The organism is Microcoleus sp. MON1_C1 (assembly GCF_036701945.1).
Lineage (GTDB): Bacteria > Cyanobacteriota > Cyanobacteriia > Cyanobacteriales > Microcoleaceae > Microcoleus.
The window spans coordinates 108,422-132,807 of sequence record NZ_JAUBRO010000017.1; the positions used below are offsets into that span (position 1 = coordinate 108,422).

General features: G+C 45.2%; 23 protein-coding genes. 14 read left to right on the top strand and 9 right to left on the bottom strand.

Annotated elements, in window-relative coordinates; translation table 11 throughout:
* Window positions 1-463: 463 nt before the first annotated feature.
* Window positions 464-769 carry a hypothetical protein gene (locus tag QUA62_RS12135; protein ID WP_333404253.1) on the top strand — a complete coding sequence of 102 codons (306 nt, stop codon included), beginning with the start codon at window positions 464-466 and terminating at the stop codon, window positions 767-769.
* A gap of 18 nt (window positions 770-787) precedes the next feature.
* A complete protein-coding gene (locus tag QUA62_RS12140) occupies window positions 788-1,474 on the top strand; it encodes an IS630 family transposase (RefSeq protein WP_333404287.1) in 687 nt (228 codons plus the stop codon).
* A gap of 215 nt (window positions 1,475-1,689) precedes the next feature.
* On the opposite strand, the gene QUA62_RS12145 is transcribed toward QUA62_RS12140, so the two are convergent.
* A complete protein-coding gene (locus tag QUA62_RS12145; RefSeq protein ID WP_333287781.1) occupies window positions 1,690-2,313 on the bottom strand; it encodes a GNAT family N-acetyltransferase in 624 nt (207 codons plus the stop codon).
* A gap of 1,713 nt (window positions 2,314-4,026) precedes the next feature.
* On the opposite strand from QUA62_RS12145, the gene QUA62_RS12150 reads away from it, so the two are divergent.
* Complete coding sequence (locus QUA62_RS12150; protein WP_190663390.1) at window positions 4,027-7,548, top strand: response regulator; 3,522 nt, start codon at window positions 4,027-4,029, stop codon at window positions 7,546-7,548.
* 556 nt (window positions 7,549-8,104) lie between these two features.
* Window positions 8,105-8,578 (top strand): hypothetical protein, encoded by a 474-nt coding sequence (locus QUA62_RS12155; RefSeq protein ID WP_333404254.1) that lies wholly within the window; start codon window positions 8,105-8,107, stop codon window positions 8,576-8,578.
* A 219-nt stretch (window positions 8,579-8,797) separates the two neighbouring features.
* Here the strand turns inward: QUA62_RS12155 and pheS are convergent, their stop codons facing one another.
* Window positions 8,798-9,802: a phenylalanine--tRNA ligase subunit alpha gene (pheS, locus tag QUA62_RS12160; RefSeq protein ID WP_015177077.1), complete on the bottom strand. Its 1,005-nt coding sequence runs from the start codon at window positions 9,800-9,802 to the stop codon at window positions 8,798-8,800.
* A gap of 222 nt (window positions 9,803-10,024) precedes the next feature.
* Here pheS and surE point away from each other — a divergent pair, with 222 nt between their 5' ends.
* Both surE and QUA62_RS12170 read left to right on the top strand, forming a co-directional pair.
* The gene (gene surE, locus QUA62_RS12165; protein WP_333287776.1) at window positions 10,025-10,831 is read left to right on the top strand and encodes a 5'/3'-nucleotidase SurE; all 807 of its coding nucleotides are present in this window, start codon (window positions 10,025-10,027) and stop codon (window positions 10,829-10,831) included.
* A 125-nt stretch (window positions 10,832-10,956) separates the two neighbouring features.
* Window positions 10,957-11,355: a hypothetical protein gene (locus QUA62_RS12170; protein ID WP_190738972.1), complete on the top strand. Its 399-nt coding sequence runs from the start codon at window positions 10,957-10,959 to the stop codon at window positions 11,353-11,355.
* Window positions 11,356-11,607: 252 nt separating this feature from the next.
* On the opposite strand, the gene QUA62_RS12175 is transcribed toward QUA62_RS12170, so the two are convergent.
* Both QUA62_RS12175 and QUA62_RS12180 read right to left on the bottom strand, forming a co-directional pair.
* The gene (locus QUA62_RS12175; protein WP_333404256.1) at window positions 11,608-12,825 is read right to left on the bottom strand and encodes an LL-diaminopimelate aminotransferase; all 1,218 of its coding nucleotides are present in this window, start codon (window positions 12,823-12,825) and stop codon (window positions 11,608-11,610) included.
* A 234-nt stretch (window positions 12,826-13,059) separates the two neighbouring features.
* Entirely contained in the window at window positions 13,060-13,386 is a 327-nt protein-coding gene (locus QUA62_RS12180) for a thioredoxin domain-containing protein (protein ID WP_190663385.1), read from the bottom strand.
* Window positions 13,387-13,530: 144 nt separating this feature from the next.
* Between QUA62_RS12180 and QUA62_RS12185 the strand changes: the two genes are divergently transcribed.
* The 5 genes from QUA62_RS12185 (at window position 13,531) to QUA62_RS12205 (ending at window position 16,445) form a co-directional block, all read left to right on the top strand.
* Entirely contained in the window at window positions 13,531-14,301 is a 771-nt protein-coding gene (locus QUA62_RS12185; RefSeq protein WP_333404258.1) for a biotin/lipoate A/B protein ligase family protein, read from the top strand.
* Between the two features lie 30 nt (window positions 14,302-14,331).
* Window positions 14,332-14,484 (top strand): DUF6753 family protein, encoded by a 153-nt coding sequence (locus QUA62_RS12190; protein WP_333404260.1) that lies wholly within the window; start codon window positions 14,332-14,334, stop codon window positions 14,482-14,484.
* A gap of 53 nt (window positions 14,485-14,537) precedes the next feature.
* Complete coding sequence (locus QUA62_RS12195; RefSeq protein ID WP_333404262.1) at window positions 14,538-15,167, top strand: hypothetical protein; 630 nt, start codon at window positions 14,538-14,540, stop codon at window positions 15,165-15,167.
* Complete coding sequence (locus tag QUA62_RS12200; protein WP_333404263.1) at window positions 15,151-16,149, top strand: DUF262 domain-containing protein; 999 nt, start codon at window positions 15,151-15,153, stop codon at window positions 16,147-16,149. Before QUA62_RS12195 ends, QUA62_RS12200 begins: the two co-directional genes overlap by 17 nt.
* A 170-nt stretch (window positions 16,150-16,319) precedes the next feature.
* Window positions 16,320-16,445: a hypothetical protein gene (locus QUA62_RS12205; protein WP_333404265.1), complete on the top strand. Its 126-nt coding sequence runs from the start codon at window positions 16,320-16,322 to the stop codon at window positions 16,443-16,445.
* On the opposite strand, the gene QUA62_RS12210 is transcribed toward QUA62_RS12205, so the two are convergent.
* From QUA62_RS12210 to psaK, 4 genes are all read right to left on the bottom strand, one after another.
* Window positions 16,442-17,230, bottom strand: coding sequence for a DUF928 domain-containing protein (locus QUA62_RS12210; RefSeq protein WP_333404267.1), 789 nt, complete (start codon window positions 17,228-17,230; stop codon window positions 16,442-16,444). The two genes, QUA62_RS12205 and QUA62_RS12210, sit on opposite strands and share 4 nt — an antisense overlap.
* 27 nt (window positions 17,231-17,257) lie before the next feature.
* Window positions 17,258-19,207, bottom strand: coding sequence for an adenylate/guanylate cyclase domain-containing protein (locus QUA62_RS12215; protein WP_333404268.1), 1,950 nt, complete (start codon window positions 19,205-19,207; stop codon window positions 17,258-17,260).
* A gap of 81 nt (window positions 19,208-19,288) precedes the next feature.
* Window positions 19,289-20,485, bottom strand: coding sequence for a site-2 protease family protein (locus QUA62_RS12220; protein WP_333404270.1), 1,197 nt, complete (start codon window positions 20,483-20,485; stop codon window positions 19,289-19,291).
* A gap of 80 nt (window positions 20,486-20,565) precedes the next feature.
* On the bottom strand, window positions 20,566-20,850 hold the full coding sequence (gene psaK, locus QUA62_RS12225; RefSeq protein ID WP_333404289.1) for a photosystem I reaction center subunit PsaK: 285 nt from the start codon (window positions 20,848-20,850) through the stop codon (window positions 20,566-20,568).
* Between the two features lie 133 nt (window positions 20,851-20,983).
* Here psaK and QUA62_RS12230 point away from each other — a divergent pair, with 133 nt between their 5' ends.
* Window positions 20,984-21,640, top strand: a complete 657-nt coding sequence (locus QUA62_RS12230) for a phosphoribosylanthranilate isomerase (protein ID WP_333404273.1) — start codon at window positions 20,984-20,986, stop codon at window positions 21,638-21,640.
* Window positions 21,641-21,773: 133 nt separating this feature from the next.
* Here the strand turns inward: QUA62_RS12230 and QUA62_RS12235 are convergent, their stop codons facing one another.
* Window positions 21,774-22,109 carry an acylphosphatase gene (locus QUA62_RS12235; RefSeq protein ID WP_333404275.1) on the bottom strand — a complete coding sequence of 112 codons (336 nt, stop codon included), beginning with the start codon at window positions 22,107-22,109 and terminating at the stop codon, window positions 21,774-21,776.
* A 59-nt stretch (window positions 22,110-22,168) separates the two neighbouring features.
* Here QUA62_RS12235 and QUA62_RS12240 point away from each other — a divergent pair, with 59 nt between their 5' ends.
* Both QUA62_RS12240 and QUA62_RS12245 read left to right on the top strand, forming a co-directional pair.
* Window positions 22,169-22,744, top strand: a complete 576-nt coding sequence (locus tag QUA62_RS12240; RefSeq protein ID WP_333404277.1) for a CPBP family glutamic-type intramembrane protease — start codon at window positions 22,169-22,171, stop codon at window positions 22,742-22,744.
* 45 nt (window positions 22,745-22,789) lie between these two features.
* Window positions 22,790-24,127 (top strand): HEAT repeat domain-containing protein, encoded by a 1,338-nt coding sequence (locus QUA62_RS12245; protein WP_333404279.1) that lies wholly within the window; start codon window positions 22,790-22,792, stop codon window positions 24,125-24,127.
* Window positions 24,128-24,386 lie beyond the last annotated feature (259 nt).

The following is a 24,386-nucleotide window of genomic DNA, read 5'->3' on the forward strand; positions in this document are numbered from 1 at the left end:
TCTAAAATGCTAAAAAATAAAGATGTATTCAAGCCTGATTTGGTATAATATCCAATCTGTTAGCCTCGGGATTATTCATAAATCTATTATCTTTATCGGCCTGAATTAGCGTCAATCCCTTGTTAGATACGGTTAAAAAATTATCTTTTTTTCACCGCATATACAGGCAGATAAACACACATTAACGCCGATTAGTTAGATCAATTTCTGTTGCACCATCCGTGATTCTGGACTGGTTTTTACGCCCGACGAGGCTACCGGAGTTGATATAACTGTGTATGGGGTTTTTCAGGTGTTCCCAGGTACACAAGGGTTGGTAGCTCAAGTGTTTACTATCAACTAATTTTAGTGTGTTGTGCGATCGGGCTTAAGAGCAAACTAAAATTCATCACTATAGCAATCCTAAATCATTATCAAGCCTATGATACAATTATATGCAATACTTGATTGTGACAATAAAAAAATGAATAACTTACAACTGCCACAAAAAGATATGGAAAAAGAAATAGCCCAATTAGAATCTTTCATTAAAAGCGATATCGATGCCAGAGAACTAAAACGAGCAATAGCTGTAAGGATGGCTATCTCAGGTAATATCTACCATGAAATCAGCCTGATTTTAGGTGTAAGTAATTTTTTTATGGGTTATTGGAAAAAACAATTTAAAACCAAAGGCATCGCAGGAATCAAACTAGGACATAAAGGGTCAAAAGGGTATTTAACAGCTCTACAAAATACTGAAGTAATCGAGTGGTTAAAGAATAAATAATATGGGAATTTAGATGAGCTGGTTACTTATTTAGAGCAAGAATTTGGTGTGATATATAAATCAAAACAGAGTTACTATGAACTTTTCGACCGGGCAAAAATTAGTTGGAAAAAAACTCAAAAAACCAATCCTAAACTTGATAAAGAACTGGTAAAAAAAAAGACGGAAGAAATTAACGATGTTTTATTTAAAAACAAGGCTGGTATAGAATCTGGGGAAATAATAGTATTGTTTTTAGAGGAATGTCATCTACTTCATGGTGATCTGACTGGTTATGTTTGGGGCCAATCCAAAATCCGAATTGAAGTCCCAATTACCAATGAAAAAGATAGACAAACTTATTTTGGCGCACTCAATTATCAAAGCAAAGAATTCCATCTTCAGAGCCATCCATCTGGTGATGGAAAATCAACAGTTAAATTCATAAAATACTTACAAAATAAATATAAAAATCGCCAGATTATCTTGATTTGGGATGGAGCTAGTTATCATAAATATGGAGAGTTTAGAGACTTTTTATTAGAACTAAAGGGTGACAAAGAACCTGATAACTGGTCAATTACTTATATCTTATTTGCTCCCAATGCTCCCCAACAGAATCCCGTTGAAGATATTTGGTTACAAGCTAAAAACTTTTTAAGAAAGTATTGGTATTTATGTAGGTCTTTTAAGATTGTCAAATTTTTGGAGAGAGTTTTTTACTAACGAACATAAATTTGATTTCCCCAAAATACGTCAATATACTTACACAGAGAAAATGATTTAGGATTGCTCTAGATATAGAAAATCATTTAGGATTGCTATCATTCCCGATTCCCATTCCATTGATTCACAATTCGGAAGTTAAAGATACACGGATAGCTGTTTTTTCCTTTTTCCTGTTTCGCCCCAATTCCCCACGATCAATTCAAATACTTAACTTAGGATAGCGAAATCTGCTTGCGTAAAAACAGGCGGCGCGGCTGGCCGAACAGCCTACCAGTCAAATTCCAATCCACCTGTTGCAAGCGATAGCCGGCCTGATAGTACAACTGTCGCGCCGGATGATTATTTTCCAGAACGTGGAGGTAAATCTCCGAAAATCCCCATTCTCTGGCTGTCTCCTCGCAGTTGCTGAGCAGTTGTTGAGCAACGCCCTGTCGCCGATAGTCCGGGTGAACGGCTAAATTCGACAAATAAGGATAGTCAGAACTCGGTATTTGCCAAGGAAAGCGAGAACGCAGAGCCATTTCTACTGTTCCTGCCATGCGCTGAGATCGGTGCGATCTATAATTCTGCGTTCCCTCCTCGCGCGAGACTAGCTCAGCAACCAGACAAATGTAATGTTCTGCCTTAGAACGCAATCGATTTTTTAAATCTTCGTAAATGCCCAAACGCAACACTGGATACACCCATTCTACAAACCCCTCGCGAGAGTGAAAGCTCATGGCTAAAATATCAGCTAGCTGCGTTAAGTCGTTGGGCGCAGCGACCCGGATCGAAAAACCAGAAAGTCCGGGAGTTTGTTGTTGGTGAGATGGTGAGGAAAAAAATGAAGGATTCACAATGCCAGGCCACTATATTAATTTTTTTACGCGGGTTTCTAAGCTACCATCTTAGAAAATTCACTGATGTTATACTGCTATTCTAACGTAACTTATAGGCATAGTTTATTAGCCAGATTAAATTACATTTATTGTGCTTGACTTTAAGGAGTAGGTGAGGTAAATGGAAAATTTTTAGCATTTAATACTCGATTTATGAAAAAATAAAACTCATCCCCTAATACTAGATTGGTGGATAAGCTATTTGGCCTTTAAATTGAAGCTTGATCCCTGGCTTTCGACCGGCATCACAAGAGTTTAAGTAAACAGTAGCTTACAAATTAAATGCGCGACAGCTTAGCGGGCAAGGTATTAAAAACAATCACAAAGGTTTTAACGTCAGGTTCCCGGAATCTTACCGCTCTCTGCTTACGGAAATACCCGATCGAATATAATTTATCCGTCAGGCGGTAGTTGAAAAACTCAACGACTAGATCTGACTAACACCGGGCGCGCTGGGGCGTCGGATGTTCCCCGCCGCCCCCCGGGCTGGCACCCCAGCTTTCAGCAGTTGTGGGCAATCCATCGCCCGCCCCCGAGCGAACCGGCCTTACCTGTTGAGCTCGTGGGTACTTTTCCAACCTCCAATTTAAATTTGGATGCCTGGAAACAGTCTGCAGGGGTTTTCCCCGTCGGTTAGATACTCTGCTGCGCGCGAGCGAGACCTTCAAAACCTCGATCGAGCTGATTGACCCCGCCCAACAACCGATATCCGCCACCGACACCGGTCGTGGAGAGATCAAAATTTTAGACTCTAGTTCAAGCTCCGCGATTCATCTGTGGAGTAAATCTAAAATCTAAAATCTAAAATCTAAAATCGACCGATCGGTTTCCACAGAGTACATCCCTAGCTAAGATTAACAGATGGATGCTCGAGCTTGCGGTGTTTCGCCGCAGTAATTGGCTTGTCGAAGGTCTGCAGGAGGCACAAAAAATGCCGAGATCGGGGAAAAAAGTGCAAGTCTAACTAAAATGGTACAGCAATTGCGTCACTCCCACAGACACCTCTGTGGTCTGTCAGCCACCCCCGAATATCAGTCAGGGGCTCGGCGCCGGATTGTGGTCGGTATCCTTGGCTGACTGTTAAAGTTGCTGTTACTTGTGGGAAAAAACACAGGCGAAGATGTTGGTTGTCTATTGTATCTTGCTGCGGGCAGCTTTCACATACCAAATAAAACAGTCCCAGGAGCCAGGACCAAACATAAAATTGGCAAATCAACTCACAATCAGGACGGTTATTCCTATGTATTCTGAGATATCCAGACGGCAGTTAAAATGGCCAGATTAGTGTTGGCTCTCCTGCTGCATAAAGGTAAGGGGTGAAATAAAATTATCGGGAGACGAGTTTATGTGAATATCATTAAATAATAAAATTGGGGTGCACGACAGATAACTGTGGCTCAGAAGAATTCCGCATTGAAAACCCAGACATCAAAAATCAAGGTTGATGCTTGCCTCGCACACTCACAACAACTTCAAATCCACGAATTATTGTGATACCATTTTCCCAAAATAATGGCACTCTCGGCAAAATCCCAACCCTTATGTCATCAGTCATTCGCAATCGAAAATCGAAAATCGAAAATGGTATGACTTCAGCAATTTAAATCGGCGAATTCTTCCTTTGATCAGACTTATTAAATCGAACAGCCCCGGGGCACAGGAGAACGGTGCATGAATTCCCAAGAAAATCCTAAGCTAAAAATTCTGATCGTCGATGACGAACCGGATAACCTCGACTTGCTTTACCGCACCTTCCATCGAGACTACAAAGTGCTCAGAGCCGAATCTGGCCCCGCTGCTCTCGAAATTTTGGCAAAAGAGGGAGAAGTTGCGGTGATTATCTCGGATCAGCGAATGCCAAAAATGAGCGGTACGGAGTTTCTCAGCCTGACGGCGGCTCAGTACCCCGACGTGATCCGAATTATTTTAACTGGCTATACGGATGTTGAAGATTTAGTTGAAGCTATTAACGCTGGCAAAGTATTCAAATACGTTACCAAGCCTTGGGATGCTCAAGAGCTGATAAATCTTGTCAGTCAAGCTGTTGAGACTCACAATCTTCTGAAAACGCGCACCAATGAACTGCGCCGTGCTTTGAGCCAAGAATCGCTGCTTTATGCCGTTACCAATACTATCCGATCGGCTCTCAATTACCAGCAAATGCTGCAAAGAATTGTGGAAAGTGTCGGGCAGATGTTTGAGGTGAGTTGCTGTCTGCTGCGGCCGTTCCAAGACGGCCGAGTGGCCGATGAGTGGTTCGTTTACCAGAAGGCAGAAACTAAAGAGTTGGGGGGCGATGAGGAAGCGATGCCCGGAGATGCTTCTGCTGCCGAACTCTCCCCAGATTTGCTGCCGGATTTGGTTTGGGAAACTCTGGATGTGGAGGTGATTCAAGATGCCCAAACTGACGATCGAGTTTTAAACTGGGATAATCAGCAGCGACAGCAGGCTTACGAAGCTGCGAATATTCGATCGAGCTTGATCGTACCGCTGTTTTACAAAATGGAACTGATGGCAGTCTTGGCGCTGCACCAGTTCGATCGACCGCGCCAGTGGCAAGACCACGAGGTACAGTTGGTAATTACGGTGGCAGACCAAGCGGCTTTGGCGCTTTCTCAAGCCCGGGCTTACGAACAGGTGCGGGCGCTGGCCAAGCGCGAGGCCTTAGTCAATACTATTACTACGGCAATTCGATCGAGTCTCGATCCCCAAAATATTTTTGCAGCCATTACTCAACAACTCGGCCAAGCTTTGCAAGTTGACGGCTGCGCCCTATCTCTGTGGACAGAAGATGATGAATACGTCCAATGCGTGGGGCTATACGACACAAATAGAGATACCGTTGCTGTAGAAGAGGGTTTTAACCCTCCAGAGGTAGTTGCGAACCCTCTTGGCCCTGAGACGATTTCTGCCGATGCTGTTGGCAACGCTCCCGCCTGGGTTTTTGCCCATCCTTCCCTGCCACAGTCTTTGGTGCCGATTCGGGGCAATCCGGTGTTGCTGCAAGTTATGGTATCAAAAGAGCCGGTGGCGATCGAAGATCTCGACGAACACCCCGAGTTAAATGTTACAGAACTGCAAGTTCGATCGCCAGCCCGCGCCCTGTTAGTCGTTCCCTTACTCTCAGAAGGCAAAATCATCGGCAGCATTTCCCTGCGCCAAAATCACAGCATCCGCCGCTGGAACATCTCAGACATTGACCTGGCTCAAATAGTCGCAACTCAAGCGGCTCTAGCCGTGCAGCAGTCGCGCCTCTACCAGACTACCAGACAGCAGGCAGAACGGCTTCTGGAAGCCGATCGGCTCAAAACCGAATTTTTCCAAAATATCTCCCACGAGTTCCGCACGCCTCTAACTCTCACAATCGGCCCTCTCGAATCAGCTTGCGGCCGCAAAGAAGACTTGCCCTACGAACAAGCCGTAATCGCTTTGCGTAATTCCCGCCGCCTGCTGCGCTTGGTAAATCAACTGCTGGACTTGCAGCGACTCGATGCCGGACGGATGCAGCCGAGTTTTCGCCCCTGCGATTTAGTCGGTTTCTGTTACTCTACCGCAGAGTCATTCCGGGCCTACTGCGAGAAAAAAGGGCTGCAGTTAATTACCCAACTGCAAGAATGTCCTTTACTTTATTTGGATCTTGAAAGATTTGACAAAGTTATTTACAACCTGCTGTCAAATGCGGTCAAATTCACCCCAGAAGGCGGAACTATCACCCTGAAAGTTGAATCCGCCGGCGCTCACTGCTTGTTGCAAGTAAAAGACACTGGTATCGGCATTCGCACGGAACAAATTCCCTATTTATTCGAGCGGTTTCACCAAGCCGAAGGTTCAGCTAGCCGTTCCTATGAAGGCAGCGGCTTAGGTTTGGCACTTGTCAAAGAATTAGTCGAACTCCACGGGGGTCAAATTTCAGTTGAGTCAGTTTACGGCGAAGGTACTACTTTTACCGTTTGGCTCCACTTCGGTTCGACTCACTTACCCCCGGAACAGGTACTAGAAATACCAGCAGAGTTTCACTCCTCCAAAGCTGCGGTGGAACTGGCAGATGTGGAGGCGGATTTGTCGGAAAATGAGGCAGAAGATCATAACTTTGAGGCGCTCGAACCGGTCAGATCGGAAACGGTAGTAGGAACGGTTTTGGTGGTTGACGACAATCCCGATTTGCGCTTTTATGTGTCGGCAATTCTGCGAGAGTCCGGCTTTGCAGTTTTGCTCGCCCGCAATGGACAAGAAGGATTTGCCGTGGCAAAAAAACGCCGCCCTAATTTAATCGTAACGGATTTGATGATGCCTTTGATCTCGGGTTTGGATTTGATTCGGATGATTCGAGAGGATGAGGAATTGCAGGGAACTCCGGTAATTTTGCTGACTGCTAAAGCCGACGAAGATACTCGAATTGAAGGAGTAGAACGGGGTGCTGATGCTTATTTGTCGAAGCCTTTTAACGATCGAGAATTGTTGGCGGAAGTGCGGAATTTGCTCGCCCTCAAACAAAACGAGCGCCGAGTGCAGGAGTTGAACAGTTATTTAACTGAGTCGGTGCTGCGCCGATTTTTACCGCCGGCGATGGTGAAGGCGGCAGCGGCTGGAGATTTGGCCCTGGATTTGCGCCCGGAACCGCGATTGATTACTATTTTGTTTAGCGATATTGTCGGTTTTACTCAAATGGCAAATACGCTGCGCTCGCGCCGGGTAGCTGAGCTGTTGAATGAATATTTGGCGGCCATGACTAAGGCTATTTTTGACAGTGGCGGTACGGTGGACAAGTTTGTTGGAGATGCGGTAATGGCTTTCTTTGGCGCGCCGGAGGAACTAACGCCTAACGAGCAAGTACGTCGCGCTGTGGCTGCTGCGGGGCAAATGCTGCGAGCTCTCAAGGAGCTTAACAAGGGCTGGTTGGAGCAGGGAATTGTTGGGGAAAATGGCGTGCCTCCGGTGCGGTTTCGCTGCGGAATTCACCAGGGTACTGCGGTGGTGGGGATGTTTGGCGGCCCCGATCGAGCGGATTATACTGCGATCGGGCCGAGCGTGAATATTGCCGCCCGCTTGCAAGAGGTGACGGAACCAAACACGGTGCTAATTTCGGCGGCGGTGGCAGATTATGTTGAGGAAAATCGCATTGTTAAATATAAGCCTTTGAAACTAAAGGGAATTGATGAAACGGTATTGACTTTTTTACTAAATTGTGATTAGTCATTTGAAGTATTATATGTTGATCCCCCACGCACAATTTTGGGAACAACCTATTCCTAAATAAGTAGATGAGCGGCAAAATATCTATGTAGTCCAAAGCGATAGTCACTCCGTGAAACGCTCTTTAGAAGCGATATTTTATGCAAACAATCGCCCGATTGATGAGAGCTTGATAGTCGGTGACATACTAAAGTTTATGTGTACCTACTTACTGGCCGTAAACAATGTGTTAAACTTAACTTGAAGCACGCTAGTTAATGTTTCTTTACACAAACATAATTTTTTCCGCCTACCTACTTAAGCGCGCGGATCTGCGCTCCGGCTGTGGAGTAAATTGTTTAATCTTTAATCTTTAATCGACTCACCCAAGTTCAAGCTTCCAAATGGCGGCTGGGGAGTCAACTCTAAAATCTAAAATCTAAAATCTAAAATCTAAAAGTGAATGACATTCCTTGCTTGAATCTATCAAAAGACTGAACTTTTTTAACCGCTCGTCGGGGGATAACCTCTATCTAGAGAACGGTTACGCCGATCGCTCCGATCGAGTAAAAATAGAATGTCATATCTTCTTCTGTATTCTATGAAACTGAATTATTTTACGAAACGGCTTTCGACTTTAGGGCGCTCGATCGCTGCAACTGTGCTTTGCGTCTGTGCGATGGCCTTCGTCTGGTCTGGTGCGTTCTTCTCGAACACCGCAGCAATGGCTTCTCCTGCTGTAAACTCGATGGCAGCAGACCCAGATGCGGGCGATGCGGTTCAAGAAAAAGCCAGCAAAGATGCTGGACGAGCCAAGAACTTCATCCGAGATACAGAAGAGAAGGTTAAGGAAACTGCCAAGACAAATGCTGCTAAAGTCGATCGCTCATCGGAGGATGGTAGTGTAGTAGAGCGCAAAGCTAAGAAAGATGCGGGCACAATTGAGAAAAGAGCATCGGAAGATTCAGCTCGGACTCAGAAAGCAGTAGATAATACCAAGAATGCTGTCGAGAGCGCTGTTGACAGCATCAAGGGTGTTTTTGGCAAGTAGACAATAAATAAGTAGGTAAGCGCAAAAAAACAATAATATCTTGCAGGGGCTTGTAGGGGCGGCTTTAGGGCTTATCTACAGTAAGGGCGAGTCGATCGTTGCAGAACCCGCCCTCTCCCCAAGTAATGTTTATTTGTACTTACTTACTTGAAACTGAAAGATTGATGTACATTGACCAAGACCTCTAGACGGCTGGTGTAAGCGACCCCAAGCCCTTGTTTAAAATTGTCGCAAAAAGCGCAAATCGCTAGCATAAACCCGGCGAATGTCGTCGATTTCATAAAGTACCATTGCGAACCGCTCGACACCAAAACCGGCCGCAAACCCAGTATATTTTTCTGGATCTAAACCGACTCCTTTCAGAACGTTAGGATCGACCGTTCCGCAGCCCAAAACTTCCAGCCATTTGCCGTTCCACTGCAAATCAACTTCGGCAGAAGGTTCCGTAAACGGAAAGTAACTCGTGCGGAAACGGATAGGCAAATCTTGCCCGAACATTTGCCGCAAAAACTCTTTAATCGTGCCTTTCAAGTCAGTAAATGTCAGACCTTCATCAATTGCTAAAAGTTCAATTTGGTGGAAAACTGCCGCGTGAGTAGCATCGACAGTATCGCGGCGGTAAACGCGGCCGGGAGAGACAATCCGAATCGGCGGTTTGTGCTGTTCCATGTAGCGAATTTGCACTGATGATGTCTGAGTCCGCAGCAAGTCGCCGCCTGGTAGGTAAAATGTATCTTGCATATCCCGCGCTGGGTGGTCTGGCGGTGTGTTCAGCGCCTCGAAGTTATAATAATCTGTTTCCATTTCCGGGCCGTTGGCGACAGTGTAGCCGAGGCCGACAAAGATATCGAGAGCGCGGTCTATGACGGCGTTTAAGGGGTGAACGCGACCTTGGGGGCGAAAAATCCCCGGCATGGTGACATCGATGGTTTCTGAGGCTAGTTTGGCTTGGATTTGGGCGGTTTGGAGGGCGGCGCGCTTGTCTTCTAAATCGGCTTGCAGGGCTTCTTTGACTGTATTGGCGATCGCGCCTACTTTGGGCCGCTGGTCTGGCGACAGTTTGCCCATCATGCCTAAAATTTGAGAAAGTTGGCCTTTTTTGCCGAGGTACCCGACGCGCAACTGTTCGAGTTGTTCGAGGGTATTGGCAGTGGCGATCGCACTTTTGGACTCTTGACCGAGGGTTTCTAGTTGAGTTTCAATGTCGCTTAGCTGGACAGTCATTTTGATTTTAGATTTTAGATTTTAGATTTTAGATTGATGGCTGTTTTGGGCCAAGTTGAGTTTAGCGCAATTTTGGCTCTTCAGCTTGTTGATTTTAGATTTTAGATTTTAGATTTTAGATTTTCGACAGTTACGGATAATTTGTAATAGGTAATTCGATGTTAGAGCGATCGCCGTAGTTGAATCTAGTTTAGTATTGTTATAAGGCCTATAAAAATTTCAATGAAACTTTTAATTAGCAACGACGACGGCATCTTTGCACAAGGCATCCGCAGCCTCGCCAACGCTCTCGCCGACGCTGGTCACGACGTGAGCGTAGTTTGTCCCGACAGAGAGCGCTCCGCTACCGGCCACGGCCTTACCCTGCACCAACCCATCCGCGCCGAAATTGTCGAATCTATTTTTGATCCCGCAGTTCAAGCTTGGGCCTGTTCGGGCACTCCCGCCGACTGCGTGAAACTTGCTTTGTGGGCTTTACTTGACAAACCGCCCGATTTTGTTCTTTCCGGTATCAACCACGGCCCCAATTTAGGCACGGATATCATCTGTTCGGGTACGGTTTCGGCAGCAATGGAAGGAATTATGGAAGGCATTCCCAGCATTGCTTTTAGCCTCGCCAGCTTTACTTCGCAGGAATTTGGGCCGGCGGTGGATTTCGCTGTCACCTTGCTGGCACAGTTGGAAAAACAGCCAATGGCGAAACCGATGCTGTTGAATGTCAACATACCAGCAGTCCCACAAGCAGAAATTACCGGAGTTGCGATCGCCCGTCAAGGCATTCGCCGCTATTTCGACATATTTCAAAAGCGCACCGATCCGCGCGGCAAAACTTATTATTGGCTGGCTGGCGAATTGTTAGAAGATGTAGAAGAAATCGCCGATTCGGCGGTGCCGCACGATATTCCTACGGACGTACAAGCTATTCGCGACAACAGAATAACCGTAACTCCTTTGCAATATAATCTCACCTGTGCTCCAGACTTGCACTCGTTGCGCGATTGGCAATTTGAAGGTTTTCCCAAGCAGTGAGCTCCGATCGACCCGATCGGAGCGGTAAACTAGGAATTAAGGAAAAGTGCCTCTAAAGGTCTATGCCTTAGGCGTTAACACAGGCTCCCCATTAGTTATTGGTTTTTTACTCAAGAAAAACAGTTATGAACGCTCCCACCTATAACACTCATTCTGTCACTTGCCCGATCTGCAACCGTTCCAGCGTCGTAGGCCCAGTCGGGATGGTCAGTGGACTATTCACTTGTCCCCACTGCCATTCTCATATGGTAATTAGCTGGAGCGGTCATTTTGTGCGCGATCCTTTTAGTCTCAAACAACTGACGGTGGGAAAGATGCTCAGGCGCGAGAGCAGACCGTTAGCTCGCCTTCAGCGGGACTTTGGGCTGGGTAAGCCTTTTCCGCTGATTGCAATTTTGGGCAGTGTGGTGTTTTTCGGGTGTGCGCTAGCCGCTACGGAACAATCGCTACCCCGAGAGAATTCACTTCAAGGACTTTTAGAGTGGGTGAGCGGAACTGGTAATTCCCAAGATGTCTCACGTTAACATTTCTTAAAAGAAATTGTGACAGATACTGCGTGCAAATATCTATTCCTTTAGGTAGAAATCACACTATTTTAGCAATTGCATCCATCTTGAGCTACGGGTAAGCACTTAAACGCCGTGTCCTTCATCCTGTGCCCAAAAACTTCAAAACCCCAGTGCGGCAGGGGTTTTAACCCCTGCCTCAAAGCTCAAGTCTGGTGGGCTTAAGTCTCACGAGGGTGTTTCGAGTTAACTTGACACATATCACTTTGCTCAATTTAGAAACTCAGCAATTTTTCTAACTGCTGTTTCCAAAATTGCTGGCGACTCGACTAAGGCAAATCGCACGTAGCCTTCTCCTGATTTCCCGAAACCGGCACCGGGGGAAGCTGCGACTCCTGTACTCTGTACTAGCTGAGTGCAAAATTTCACGGAATCTTGGGCCCAAGGTTCCGGCAGTTTCGCCCAGACGTACATGGTGGCGGGGGGTACGGGTACTTGCCAGCCGATGCCCTGCAGCGCGTTTACAAAGGCATCCCGCCGTTTTCTGAAGGTTTCTACGCTGGTTGTGACGGTATCTTGAGGGCCGGTTAATGCGGAGATCGCTCCGTTCAAAATCCCTCGGTATTGGTTGAAGTCCACTGCGGCTTTTACCTGTCGCAGCGCTGCAATTAGTTCGGAATTGCCGATCGCATATCCGACTCGAAAACCTCCCATACTGTAGGATTTGGATAGTGTAAAAAACTCGATCGCCACACTTTTATCTCGATCCGCCTGAAAAATTGACGGCGCCATCAATTTTCGATATTCTTCCTCGTTACCAGACTCTGCCTCTATGAGAGAATTGCGATCGTCAAACACCAAATCCACATAAGGGAAATCGTGAACTAAAACAAGTTGATGTTCCCGACAAAAAGCCACAGCTTTCTCAAAAAAAGCAACCGGGGCGATCGCAGTTGTAGGATTGTGAGGATAGCTCAAAACCATCATCTTCGACTGAGCCAGCACTGCTGTCGGAATATCTTCAAATATCGGCAAAAACGCATTTTCTGCCAATAGCGGCATCGGATAAATTTGACCGCCGGCTAAATGCACACCGCCTGCGTGGGAAGGATAGCCCGGATCGAGCAACAAAGCAAAATCTCCCGGGTTGAGTACAGCTAAAGGCATATGCGCCGTGCCTTCTTGGGAACCAATTAACGGCAGCACTTCTGTTTCTGGATTGACTGCAATCCCAAATTTTTGCTCGTACCAAATAGCTGCTGCTTCCCGAAAATCTCTTGTGCCGTTAAATAGCAAATAGCCGTGAGTGCTGGTGTCGGACAGAGAATGTGCGATCGCATCTGTAATGTGAGCAGCCGCCGGCAAATCTGAAGAACCCAGAGACAAGTCAATCACATTTTGCCCCGCTGCTCTAGCTTGAGCTTTTGCCCGATCCATATCGGCAAATACATTAAATTGCAGTGGATCTAAACGTTTAGCAAATTGCATATTTTCTGTATTTTTGGGGAATTTTAAGGAATATTTTTATAGTAGCTAAATTATTATTTTTTATAGTGCATTTTTCTTGAGTTTGTGAATTATTTTTTTTGACTAACCGCAGAGAGCGCAGAGGGCGTAGAGTCAAAAAGGAAGATCGAGGATAAAAGAGAGATATTAAAAAAATATTTGCGATTGCTATAATTGTAAGTTGGGAGTTAAAAACTCCCGAATCATTTCCAAAGTTTATAAGTGAGCGTCGAGCAAACCGATCAAAGTTTGTTTAGTAATAGCTCCCTCGTGAGAAAGCACTACTTCGGCATTTTTAAAGAGCCTGAGAGCTGGGACTCCTTCTACTTTATACTGCTTGACAGTATTAGGATTGGGGTCAATTTCCATTTTAACCACTTTCAGCCGATCGCTGTAGTTGGCAGCCACCCAGTCTACCGAAGGCGCGATCAGTTTGCAAGGCCCGCACCAAGTAGCCCAAAAATAGGCAAGCACTGGTTGCTCAGCTTTCAGGACTTCTGTTTCAAATTTTTCGTCGTTAATGACAATTACACTGTTGCTCATGGTTCTGCGATTATTTTTTCTATTTATTTCTAAAGCACCGGCGGGCGTGAAACTTGCACCAACTTAGAAGACAGGCCCAAAAAACTGTTACTAATTTTAAAACATTCTGCGAATTATTGAGTAGAAACTCAGAACTGGGGACTGATGGCTAATTCTGTATGGCGTTTAATTCCACTGCTCTCGGCGTCTGGTAGCGTGCAGATGGCGATCGACCAATGGCTGCTGGATCAGCATCTAGCGGGCAAACATCCGCCAACTCTGCGATTTTACACTTGGCAACCGGCGGCGATTTCCTTGGGCTACCACCAGCGCAGGTGGCCGGAGTTTTGGCAGCATTTGTCTTGGCAGGGAATGCCTGTGGAGTTAGTGAGGAGGCCCAGCGGCGGGCGCGCCGTGTTGCACCAAGGGGATTTAACTTATGCAGTTGTGGCGTCGGGATTTGGAAGCAGCCGTATGAAAGCTTATCAGACTATTTGCGAGTTTTTGATTGAGGGTTGGAGGGCGATGGGTTTGGATTTGCAATACGGGGAAGCTGGAAGGGGTTATATTCACAATCCGAATTGTTTTGGTACTGCGACTGGTGCAGATTTAGTTACACTTGATGGCTGCAAGTTAATTGGTAGCGCGCAATTGCGGCGGGGTGATGCTATTTTGCAGCACGGTTCGATGCGTTTGCAGCCAGATGTTTGTTTGTTTTCTCAAGTGTTTGGGGAGGAATTAATTCCTGTGCAATTACCTCTATATGAAGGGGGAGATGATTTGATTGCAACTGTAATTGATGTTTTGAGTGCGGCGGCTTGTCGGTGTTTTGAGATTGATTTGGAGGTGCAGCCGCTTTCGGATCGGGAATGGCAGGACATTTTGGAATTTAGCACAAAAAACTCTATTTGTAGGCACATACTGCCAAGTATATAATATAAAGGTAGTCTGATCGGTGCAATAGTTGTGGCGGGTATCCTATTAACGATGTTGGGTTTCGGTGTTGGGATGGGATGGATGGGTTTGCTTTGGTTGCAAGGAGGGTGTGCGCCACGGGAAGCGGTTCATTTGACTCAGGAGCAGGCGGAAGCTTTGCGCTGGGCGACTAGCGCTAAATAGTAGGCAAGGATAAACCTTAAATCTAAAATTAGAAGTCTGTTGTGTAGTCCAATATGATAGATTTACAAAATTTCTTGAATTCATTAAACTGTTTGGGAAGCGATGGTGAACTTATTGATTATTGTCGTAAATATGTATTACATGGGACACCATACATTTTTATAAACCGTGAAGATGAATATTATGATTTCCGAAAAAGAATAGCCACTAATTTTAACATTAGTTTTAATGAAGTGTTCATCACAGGTTCAGCTAAACTAGGCTTTAGTCCTCGGAAGGAAAAACAATTTGATTATGACTCAGATATTGATGTAGCGATTGTTTCTAATTTTTTATATGAAGAAATCATGGAATCCATTCGATGCTATCAAATGGAATTACGAAAATCACGACGAAGTATAACCACCCAAGAAATGCAGATGTATCACAAATTTCTAGAATATGTTGCTATAGGATGGATAAGACCAGACAAGCTACCTACTTCTTTCAAGATACAAGACATGAAAAATAATTGGTTTGCTTTTTTTCAATCGATCTCTCATAATAAGTCTGAAGTGGGCAACTATAAAGTGTCGGCGGGAGTATTTAAAAGTTACTTGTGTTTTGAAAATTATACTATCAGCGGTTTCAAAGATTTAAAAACTTCATTAAACATCGGTGTAAAAAATGCAAAGACAAATTAAACCATCGGTTACTAATCCAACCGTAGCCGATATCTACCAAAATATCAACTCGGGAAAGCTAGTTTTAAAACCCGACTTTCAAAGGAAGTTTGTTTGGACTCACGATCACCAGGAAGATTTTATAGATACAATTATACAAGGCTATCCATTTCCAGAGATTTATGTGTGCCAAGGAGATATCGATACGAAGCTGTTAAAAACTACCCAGTACGTTATTGATGGACAACAAAGGTTAACAACAATAAAAAAATATATAGAGGGAGTTCAAGAGAAACCCTTAAAAAAGGTTCAGAAATTTGAGGAGTTGAGTGAAGAAGAGAGGCAAGCATTTTTGTATTATCAGATTGTTGTTCGCGATATAGGTAAAGTAGAGGATGAAACTATAAGAGAAATATTTAGAAGAATCAATCTTACCAAATTTCAATTAGAGGATGTAGAAATTCACAATGCAGTTTATAACGGGCAATTTATTCAGGTGGCCAAAGAAGTTTTAAATAATATTGATCTCAGTGAATTCGGTGTTTTTCACGAATCTGAATTTACTCGGATGGCGGATCTACATTTTATCTTACTAATTATGGCTACTTTGGAAAATACAGGATATTTCCCCGAAGACAAAGAAGTAGAAAATTTCATTGCAAAGTTTAATGATGAATACCCACAAAAAAATCACATTAAATCTTTAATAATTAAAGTTTTTGCAATCATTAAAGATTTAAATTTGCCCGTGGATTCAATTTGGTTTAGAAAATCTAGTTTCTTTACATTAGTTGCAGAGATTGCAAGACATAATGCAACTGTTCCTGATAATCTTCGTGAACTACTTATTCAACTAGAAGAAAATATTATAGGAAATAAAAACAAGGACAATGAATTTGGAAAGTATTATAGATATATGTGTGCAGGCACAAACAACAGAACAGCTAGAGTAGAGAGAGCGGATATTTTTAATAAATATATCTATGGCTCTCCTAAGTTTTAGATGATCGTAAAAATAAAACCTACCGTGGTGCTGGCATCTTATTACGCACGTGAGCGAGACGCTCACACTACCGTTTACACCACAAATCTAGGAGAGCCCTGTTGACCCGAAGTTTGAGCTAATAGCTGCGAGCATGAATGTGAGCCGGATAATAAATTGGAAAAATCAGTTTGGGCCACTCCACGGGCATCACGATCGCCTTTTGCGATCGCCTCCAACTGGCCCAAACTCAACGTTGCCAGAGTAGAACCAAAGAATTGCAAGAAATGACTGCGTTTCCTATTAAACTCTTCTAGGGCTGTGGCTGAGTTGGAACGATCGGCTCTTTGGCAATTTTGCCCAATGTCACTGCATCTAGCAAGCTTTCCCAATCAGCAGCTAATTCTGCATCGTTAGGATTGGCTTGGCGAGCCGCAGCTAAAGTGCTGAGGGCATCTTGCCAAATCCCATTTTCAGCATAAATAACGGTTTTCTGGCGCGGATCTGCCTGCTCTAATTTACTGCGGATATCTGCACTGATTTCAACTCGCTTTACAGTACCCCTTTCGATTTGATCGCTCGATCGGTCTTGAGAGTCGCAAATCACTGTAAAATCCCAAGTGTAACTGTTGCCTACTTCCAAGGGTGGCAGATTTTGGTTAGCGGGGATATTAACGCCGATCACCCCTGATAAATTGCTAATTGTGACATCCTGTTTATAAATTTGCTTGCCGCTTGGATCTTTTAGGATAAATTCGGCTGATTCCGCCTCTGTTTTAGGCAAGTAGAAAAAGAACGTTGGATAGTCGGAAACAGTCCGTCCCATCTTATTTGTAGGCATTAAGGCTGTGAGACCTAGCTGACTAATGCTCGCGCAGCCACCGCGCACAGGGCGTCCCGGTTGAGTGGGGGGGCGATAGTCGATATCTTCACGGGGCTGAATGAAGCGCGGCCCTCCCGATCGAGTGGGTGGGATGTCCGTTACGTTGGGAGGCACCCCCATAACTGCAAATTGGGAAGCGTTAAGTGTGGCGATCAATACTATTGAGCCAACTGATGTCAGATTGAGGATAAACTTAGTAATTATTTTCATTAGTTTCATGATTTTTTAGGGATAGATTCTCTCTTTTTATTTCTTTTTCCTTCCCAAAATCCGGTATACATTAACTTTTTGTTCCCTGCCTTTTAAAGGCAAAGCTCCCCAAGATTCTACTTCAAATTTGTCTGCCAGATGCAGAAAGGTTTCTTCTGCAATCAATATCCGGCAAGTGTCCTCTTGCCGATGCTTTTCGCAGCTTTCCAGGCGAGAGGCAATATTTACGCTGTCGCCGATCACTCCATATTCTAAACGGGTTGTGCCTCCCAGACTACCCACCATAACAGGCCCTGTAAAGATGCCTACTCGCATTTTTGCGGACGGCAAACCGCGTGTGAGCCAATTTTGATTCATTTGTGGCAAGCGCGAACTTATAGCTAGAGCGCAAGATACGGCGAGGCGAGCATCTTCCGCAATTTCTTCTGGAGTGGTGCGGGGAATGGGTACGCCAAATACTGCCAGCATTCCATCTCCGGTAAATTTATTAATCACGCCTTGATGTTCTTGGACTTCTTGCGCCATTGCGGATAAATACTCATTTAACCAACTCATTACTACTTCTGGTGGTAGTTTTTCGGAGATTGTACTAAAACCCTGCAAGTCGGTGAGGATGATTGTAGCAGTAACTTTTTGCCCTGGCAATAACCCTGATTCGAGCAGATGGACGCGCTCTTTCCACAGGGCATTTGCGATCGCGGGTGAAGTTTGTTGTCCTAATAATTTCATCACAATCCCTTGCTGTTGCCTCGACTGCTCGTACTTATAGGTGACTGCGACTCCTGCGGTGATTAAAAGTGCCATAGCAGGGGGAATTAGAGGTATCCACCCTTGTTGGATGAATAGGAAAAAGGTGAATCCGAATAATGAGCCGCAAGCTGCGATCGCACTTCCTATCAAATTCAGCGATTTTTCTAGCCGCCAAGCTAAACAGCCACCCACCGCACTCCAAACAGCGATCCAGAGAATTTCTTGCCATTCGTCCCAATACCAAAATAGCCCTTTGCCATCTAAAACTGCGCTGAGAATTTGGCTGGTGGCCGTTGCGTGAATTAATACCCCAGGCATCGGCTGGTTTCCGCTTGCAGTAGCGCTGTAAGGGGTAAAAAATAAATCGTTGACACTTAGGGCTGTAACGCCTATTAGCACTATTTTACCCTTCACCAATTTAGGAGCAACTTTTCCCTCCAACACTTGAGTTAGTGTCACGGTCTCTGCTATATTTTTAGGAGAGCGGTAATTGAGCAATATTTGATAGCCTTGGTCAGCAATGTTCTGATAACCTCCTGAGTTCGATTTCAGCTTTAAAAATACTGTTTTGTCTACCTGAAATTCATTTTTTTCGGTTATTTTATCATCTATCTTTTTGCTATTGAAATAAGCCAAAGCTAGCCGCATTGAAAATGAAGTCAGTGTCGTTTTACCATCGCCAGCAAACATCAAATTGCGACGCACTATACGGTCTGGATCGACTACTACATCGTTAAATCCTACTCGCTTGTCTGGTATATTGGGAGGTGGTGGCACTCGCTCGGACTCAGAGCTGCCGATGAAGGTAATGGGGATTACTTTGGGGTTTTTCCATTGAGTGACTAATTCTGCATTCCCCGGTTCGTAGGGAGTCCTGCGAATTATATCTATGCCAATAGCTGTGGGATCAAGACGCGCTATTTCTGCGATCGCTTTTGCTAAAGTGCGATCAGAAATTGGCCATTTTTCAATAGTATTAATGTCCTGATCGGTGATTGTTACTACCAGCAACCTGGGGTCAGGGTCCGGATCTGGCCGCAACTGCACCATGAGGTCGTAAGCATTTAATTCTAGTGGCTGAAACCCGCCTAACTGCCGCACTCCCAATAGAGTTCCCGTCACGACAATCCAGATAATAGCAAGAGGTTGCAAGTCAGGGAAGGGGAAGAAATGAGTTAAGTTTTTCCAACCTCCTTCCCCCAATTTATGATGAAATTTTTTTAAAAAATTGGGCATAATAATTTTTGTTTGAAGCCTCAGTGACAAGCTCTACTACATCTTAACTTATCACTAATGCCCCTTACCTATGCCCCCTTTTTAATTTTCCTGGGCGGTTTTGGCGATCGCACTTAACTGCAATCCCTGCGGATAGCTGTTTTCTTCTTTGCTGCGCTTGATGTCGGCGATTGAAATCTGGGGTTTGAGGTATTTTGCCAAAACTTTAACCACGTCGCCCCGATCGATCGTCCCCGCTACTGAACCAATCGGCGAGAGGACGATGATTCGGGGGAGTTGACGGGCTTCCATGCTGTTAATTACTTCTGCGATGGATGCTTTTTCGGAGACTGTGGGGGTTTTTCCGAGGGGTTTCAAAATGTTGTGCAAAGTCTGAATTGGCCACTGACTGCGTTCTGTGAAGCGGATATCGTCGATCGACACTAAGCCCAAATCCCGACCGTTGGTCGCAGCAATGTAAAATGGAAACGGATTGACTTCTAACAAATAGCGATCGGCAAATTCTCGCAGAGTCAAATCTGCATCTACAACTCGAAACTCGCGGCTCATCGCATCGCTGGCTTTAATTTTAACCAAGGCTTCTTGCAGTGAAGTCAATCTGCTATAAGCAGTGGCATTGCGAATGCCAAACCAGCCGATCAGCGCAATCCACAAGCCGCCGTAGTCGCGCGCTAAAAAGCATAAACTCAGACCCAAAGCAACAGCCAGCCAACCTAAAACTTGTCCTGTTTTTGCCGCCCAGCGAACGCCGGTAAATCGAGAGCCGGTGATTTTCCAAACTGCTGCTTTTAAAACTTGTCCTCCATCCAAAGGCAGACCGGGAATTAAGTTAAATAATCCCAAAACGAGGTTGATTAGTGCTACCCTTTCGGTGACAATTGCTAGCAAACTTTTCGGGGGAAGAACTTGAGAACCCAAACCGAGGATTAAAAACAGCGCAAAGCTGACTAGAGGACCGGCAATGGCTACTTGAAAAGCTTGACCCGGAGTTTTTGATTCCGAGTCGATTGATGCCATTCCACCAAATAAAAATAAGGTAATAGAATTAACTTTAATACCTTGCGATATCGCCGCCAAGCTGTGTCCCAGTTCGTGCAAGAGCACGGAAGCAAACAGCAGCAGAGCTATTGCCAATCCTGCACTCCAGGAGAGCGCAGGCCCCCACAGGCGGTAACTGCTGGCGTATTCGCGGGTTGCTAAGGCTAAAATTATAAACCACGAATAATCTATAAGTAGGGGGATGCCAAATAAAGAGCCGATTCGCCAACCTGTCTGCATGAAGTTTCCTGGGAAAGGAGAGCAAGAAAGAGTTTCTATTATATCTTTTCTACCCCTTGCCTTTGCCTTTCCCCTGATTTTTACAGAACTCCGGCGCTACCCAAGCCCAAGATTACTCCGGCTCCCAGCAAGTGGCCGAAGCTGGCTGTTGCCAGCAATTCTGGTACGCCGAAGCCTTTGAACATTCCAGGGAGTGCAACGGGTAAAGCTGGGCCCTTGCCTCGGTTTTGCTTGTTTATCCCGTAGTAGCCGATCGTGATCGCCAGCAAATTACATAAAATCATTGTCAGTCCTACCATTGGCGACCACTCGGGTGTTGAGGGAGCGGTAGATTGTACGGCTAACAGCAAAGATGAGTCGATCACGTTCTTATCTCCTGATTTCACAGATAAATTGATTTCCACGATTATAAAAAGCGGTTTGCATTAAACTAAGATTTGTTTTAATAGTTAACAATTCGTTGATATTTTGATACAACTGCGGAACCGAGGAGGAAGAGTGCGGGTTAAAATTTGCGGAATCACAAAATTAGACCAAGGAATTGCGATCGCCCGCTTGGGAGCCCAAGCTTTGGGGTTTATCTGCGTGCCGGCTTCCCCGCGCTATGTCAGCCCAGAAACAATTCGCCTGATTGTCGAGCAGTTGCCGGAAAATGTCGATCGCATCGGCGTTTTTGCCAACACCACAATAGAAAATATCTGTCAAGTAGCGGCAGAGTCAAATTTAAGCGGGGTGCAGTTGCATGGAGATGAAACAGCGGAATATTGCGATCAACTGCGCGAGTTTTTGCCGGGAATTGAAATTATCAAAGCCCTGAGAGTTAAGACTCCTGAAACTTTAGCCAGCGCTGCTGTTTATGCTGTTCGTGTCGATACTTTACTGCTGGATGCTTACCATCCAGAGCAATTGGGCGGTACGGGAAAAACGATCGACTGGAGGATGTTATCAGAGTTTAGACCGCAGTGTCCTTGGCTGCTGGCGGGCGGTTTAACACCCGATAATATTTTAAATGCAATTGATAGCGCGATCGGCAATAACTTCAACGGTGTTGACCTTTCTAGCGGCGTAGAAATAGCGCCGGGAGATAAAGATTTGACCAAAGTTGCTCAGTTGTTTGCTAATTTAAGTCAACTAAGTCAACTTGCTCATCATTGATAAATTGGCAATACCAAATTCGCGCTTTTTATGCGATTCATTCTTTAGTCTGCCTGACCGAAGCCTGCCTTATACAAGGCAGACATCGTTTCTACAGTAGCAATTTCAACCGCAGATTATTCCCTTTATTGTTTTATCGGCGGATCTCAAAAGTGCGTGAAGCAGAGCTATCTTCCCGCAGGGGTTCGGTGAAGGGTAGGGACTCGCCATCCGGGTCTTCGTATTCCAAAACCAACTCACTAACCGTAGCACCGGTGGGGCCGCGGCGGCACCAACTAATCATTTCTTCCACAGCTTTTTGGTCGCCTTCAAAGACAGCCTCGACGCGCCCATCGGGGAGATTTCTTACCCAGCCGCCCAGGCCGAAATACTTTGCTTGATTCCTCGTTGAATATCGGTATCCTACTCCTTGAACTAATCCGGAAACAAAAACGCGGACTCTGACGGGCGGCAATGATTGGTTTTGCATAATAAACGGCTCAACTTACTGCTAACATCTGTTTGAAAATTTTAAGGATCAGTTTGATTATGTTAAATTTTAGTGCGATTCCCTTCGGGATAGCTCCGCTTCACGCATTGCCGGGATTCCTGATACGCCGCGTCACCCAAGCTTTTTCAACTATTCCCGATTTCACTGATTGGCTGGTTGCAGCTATGCTCGCGCTGGTTTACACTTCGATCGCTCTTTCCGTGGGTTTTTGGTCGGGATTTCTAAAAGTAGACGTGCAAACCTCTCGGCGTACAATTGTGGGAGTGCTCATTGGCTGTTTGTTAAGTCCCGGCATCACCGAGGAATTATTGTTCCGGGTGTTAATGCTGCCACATCCGTTAGAGAAAGCTTCTGGGTTAACGCTGTGGTTTTGGGGATGCGCGAGTTTGGCGGTTTTTGTAGTTTACCACCCGCTGAACGCGCTGACTTTTTACCCGGTTGGTCGATCGACCTTTATGAATCCAGTGTTTTTGCTACTGGCGGCAATTTTGGGAGTTGCGTGCTCCATCGCATACCTGCAAAGCGGTTCTATCTGGCCTGCGGTGGCGGTTCACTGGCTGGCAGTGACAGGCTGGCTGTTGCTACTGGGCGGTTACAGGAGGCTGTATGGTTAAATGTAAAAAGTCCAGCATCACTATTTTGTCGGGAGGATCTCAGTTGTGGGTATCATAGGAGCGATCGTAGGTTTTTTGGCAGGGGTAGCAGTTGCTTACTGGTTAGTGGAAAAGCGCTTAAACAAGCAAAAACAAGAATACTTGCAGCAAACTAGCAGAATTAGTGAAGAAATAGAATTAGCTCAGATGTCTCGGGTGCGACAAGCTGTCGAATCTCAGCAACAAGAACGCGAAAATCAGCTTAGAAAAGCTACTATCGAACACGAAAATTTACTCAGACAAGTTACTAGCCAATACGAAAACCAGCTCAAACAAGTTGCAGCTCAATATGAAAATCAGCTCCAACAAGTTCGGGCAGAACGTGACAGTCAGCTCCAACAAGTTTTGGCCGAACGCGACACTCAGGTCCAACCAGTTGCCAGCGTAGACGAGTACGAGCTGCGGCGACAAATCAGCGAGGAATTAGAAGCCGCTAACAATGCTAGGATGCAGCAAAATATCCAATCTTTGCAAGCAGAACACGAACATCATTTACTCAGAGTTGCTGACGAATTGCATATAAATTATCAAGCTCAGATGGAGCAACATTTGCAAAACCTGCAAGATGAACACGAAATTCGATTGAGGCAAATTGCCGAGGAATATGAGAACCGAGAGGTTGAGATGCAGTTAAATATGGAGGCTTTGCAAGAGCAATACGAGAGTCAGTTGCAAGCGGCTCACGAGCAGTTGAGAGAGCACGAAGCTCAGATGCAAGCTACTATCAGGTCTTTGCAAGAGCAGTACGAGAGTAATGTACAACAACAAGAAGTCCCCGAGGAGCAGTTCAGTCAGTTAAATCCCACAGAATTTGGAGATTATTTACCACAAGAAGAAGTTTGGCAGGAACAGTCAAGTGAGTTAAATCAAACAGAAGTTCAAGAAGAGTTAAATTACACAGATTTTTCGGAACCACAACCAATTGATTTACATCAACCAGCAGTCGAACAACAGCAGGTTCCAATTACCAGACAAGCACCAAGCTATTCCCTACCGCAGTTGATGGGATGTGTTCAAAGTCAGGACAAAGAAACCCGCAAGTTTGCAGCGTCTGCTTTAGGTAAAATGGCTGCTGCTAATGCTGTGAGAGCCGAAGGTCAGCGAGCAATAGAAACCTTGGGAAAATTAGCTCAAGATATTCAGCCGGAGGTGCGCCAAGCTGCTGTGGAAGCACTAGCAATGATTAAGTCTGAAAAAGTGATTCCGCTGCTACAAAAAGCTTTGCGAGATATAGATAGCGGTGTGGCTAAATCGGCAAGTGCTGCGCTCAATAAGTTTAAGTTTTATCCGCGCACTCCGGCGGCTAAGCCGAAAACTGTTGATGTAAAGAAACCAAAGCGTTAAGCATTTACGAGCCTAAATAAATATAGCAATTGTCAATTGCCTACAACACAGTAGGGATACAACATTGTTGTGTCCTTACCGAGGTGCTGTATTTCACTCAATTTCGATTAGTACCACTTTGGAGGTTGGGTTGAGCAAAGAAATCCAACTCAATTATTCGATCGACAACTAGCCCAATCCTTATACCAATTTTACATGAAGTTGCATAGAATAAAGATACTGTTTAGAGGTGATAAGTTATGGCACGTCAACTGATTGT

Bases quoted from the DNA above. Each gene is read 5' to 3' on its own strand.
- surE (WP_333287776.1), top strand. From the start codon at position 10,025: ATGAAACTTTTAATTAGCAACGACGACGGCATCTTTGCACAAGGCATC.
- QUA62_RS12215 (WP_333404268.1), bottom strand. From the start codon at position 19,207: ATGCCCAATTTTTTAAAAAAATTTCATCATAAATTGGGGGAAGGAGGT.
- QUA62_RS12135 (WP_333404253.1), top strand. From the start codon at position 464: ATGAATAACTTACAACTGCCACAAAAAGATATGGAAAAAGAAATAGCC.
- QUA62_RS12200 (WP_333404263.1), top strand. From the start codon at position 15,151: ATGCAAAGACAAATTAAACCATCGGTTACTAATCCAACCGTAGCCGAT.
- QUA62_RS12170 (WP_190738972.1), top strand. From the start codon at position 10,957: ATGAACGCTCCCACCTATAACACTCATTCTGTCACTTGCCCGATCTGC.
- QUA62_RS12220 (WP_333404270.1), bottom strand. From the start codon at position 20,485: ATGCAGACAGGTTGGCGAATCGGCTCTTTATTTGGCATCCCCCTACTT.
- QUA62_RS12210 (WP_333404267.1), bottom strand. From the start codon at position 17,230: ATGAAACTAATGAAAATAATTACTAAGTTTATCCTCAATCTGACATCA.
- QUA62_RS12150 (WP_190663390.1), top strand. From the start codon at position 4,027: ATGAATTCCCAAGAAAATCCTAAGCTAAAAATTCTGATCGTCGATGAC.
- QUA62_RS12155 (WP_333404254.1), top strand. From the start codon at position 8,105: ATGTCATATCTTCTTCTGTATTCTATGAAACTGAATTATTTTACGAAA.
- QUA62_RS12175 (WP_333404256.1), bottom strand. From the start codon at position 12,825: ATGCAATTTGCTAAACGTTTAGATCCACTGCAATTTAATGTATTTGCC.
- QUA62_RS12180 (WP_190663385.1), bottom strand. From the start codon at position 13,386: ATGAGCAACAGTGTAATTGTCATTAACGACGAAAAATTTGAAACAGAA.
- QUA62_RS12195 (WP_333404262.1), top strand. From the start codon at position 14,538: ATGATAGATTTACAAAATTTCTTGAATTCATTAAACTGTTTGGGAAGC.
- pheS (WP_015177077.1), bottom strand. From the start codon at position 9,802: ATGACTGTCCAGCTAAGCGACATTGAAACTCAACTAGAAACCCTCGGT.
- QUA62_RS12240 (WP_333404277.1), top strand. From the start codon at position 22,169: ATGTTAAATTTTAGTGCGATTCCCTTCGGGATAGCTCCGCTTCACGCA.
- QUA62_RS12185 (WP_333404258.1), top strand. From the start codon at position 13,531: ATGGCTAATTCTGTATGGCGTTTAATTCCACTGCTCTCGGCGTCTGGT.
- QUA62_RS12235 (WP_333404275.1), bottom strand. From the start codon at position 22,109: ATGCAAAACCAATCATTGCCGCCCGTCAGAGTCCGCGTTTTTGTTTCC.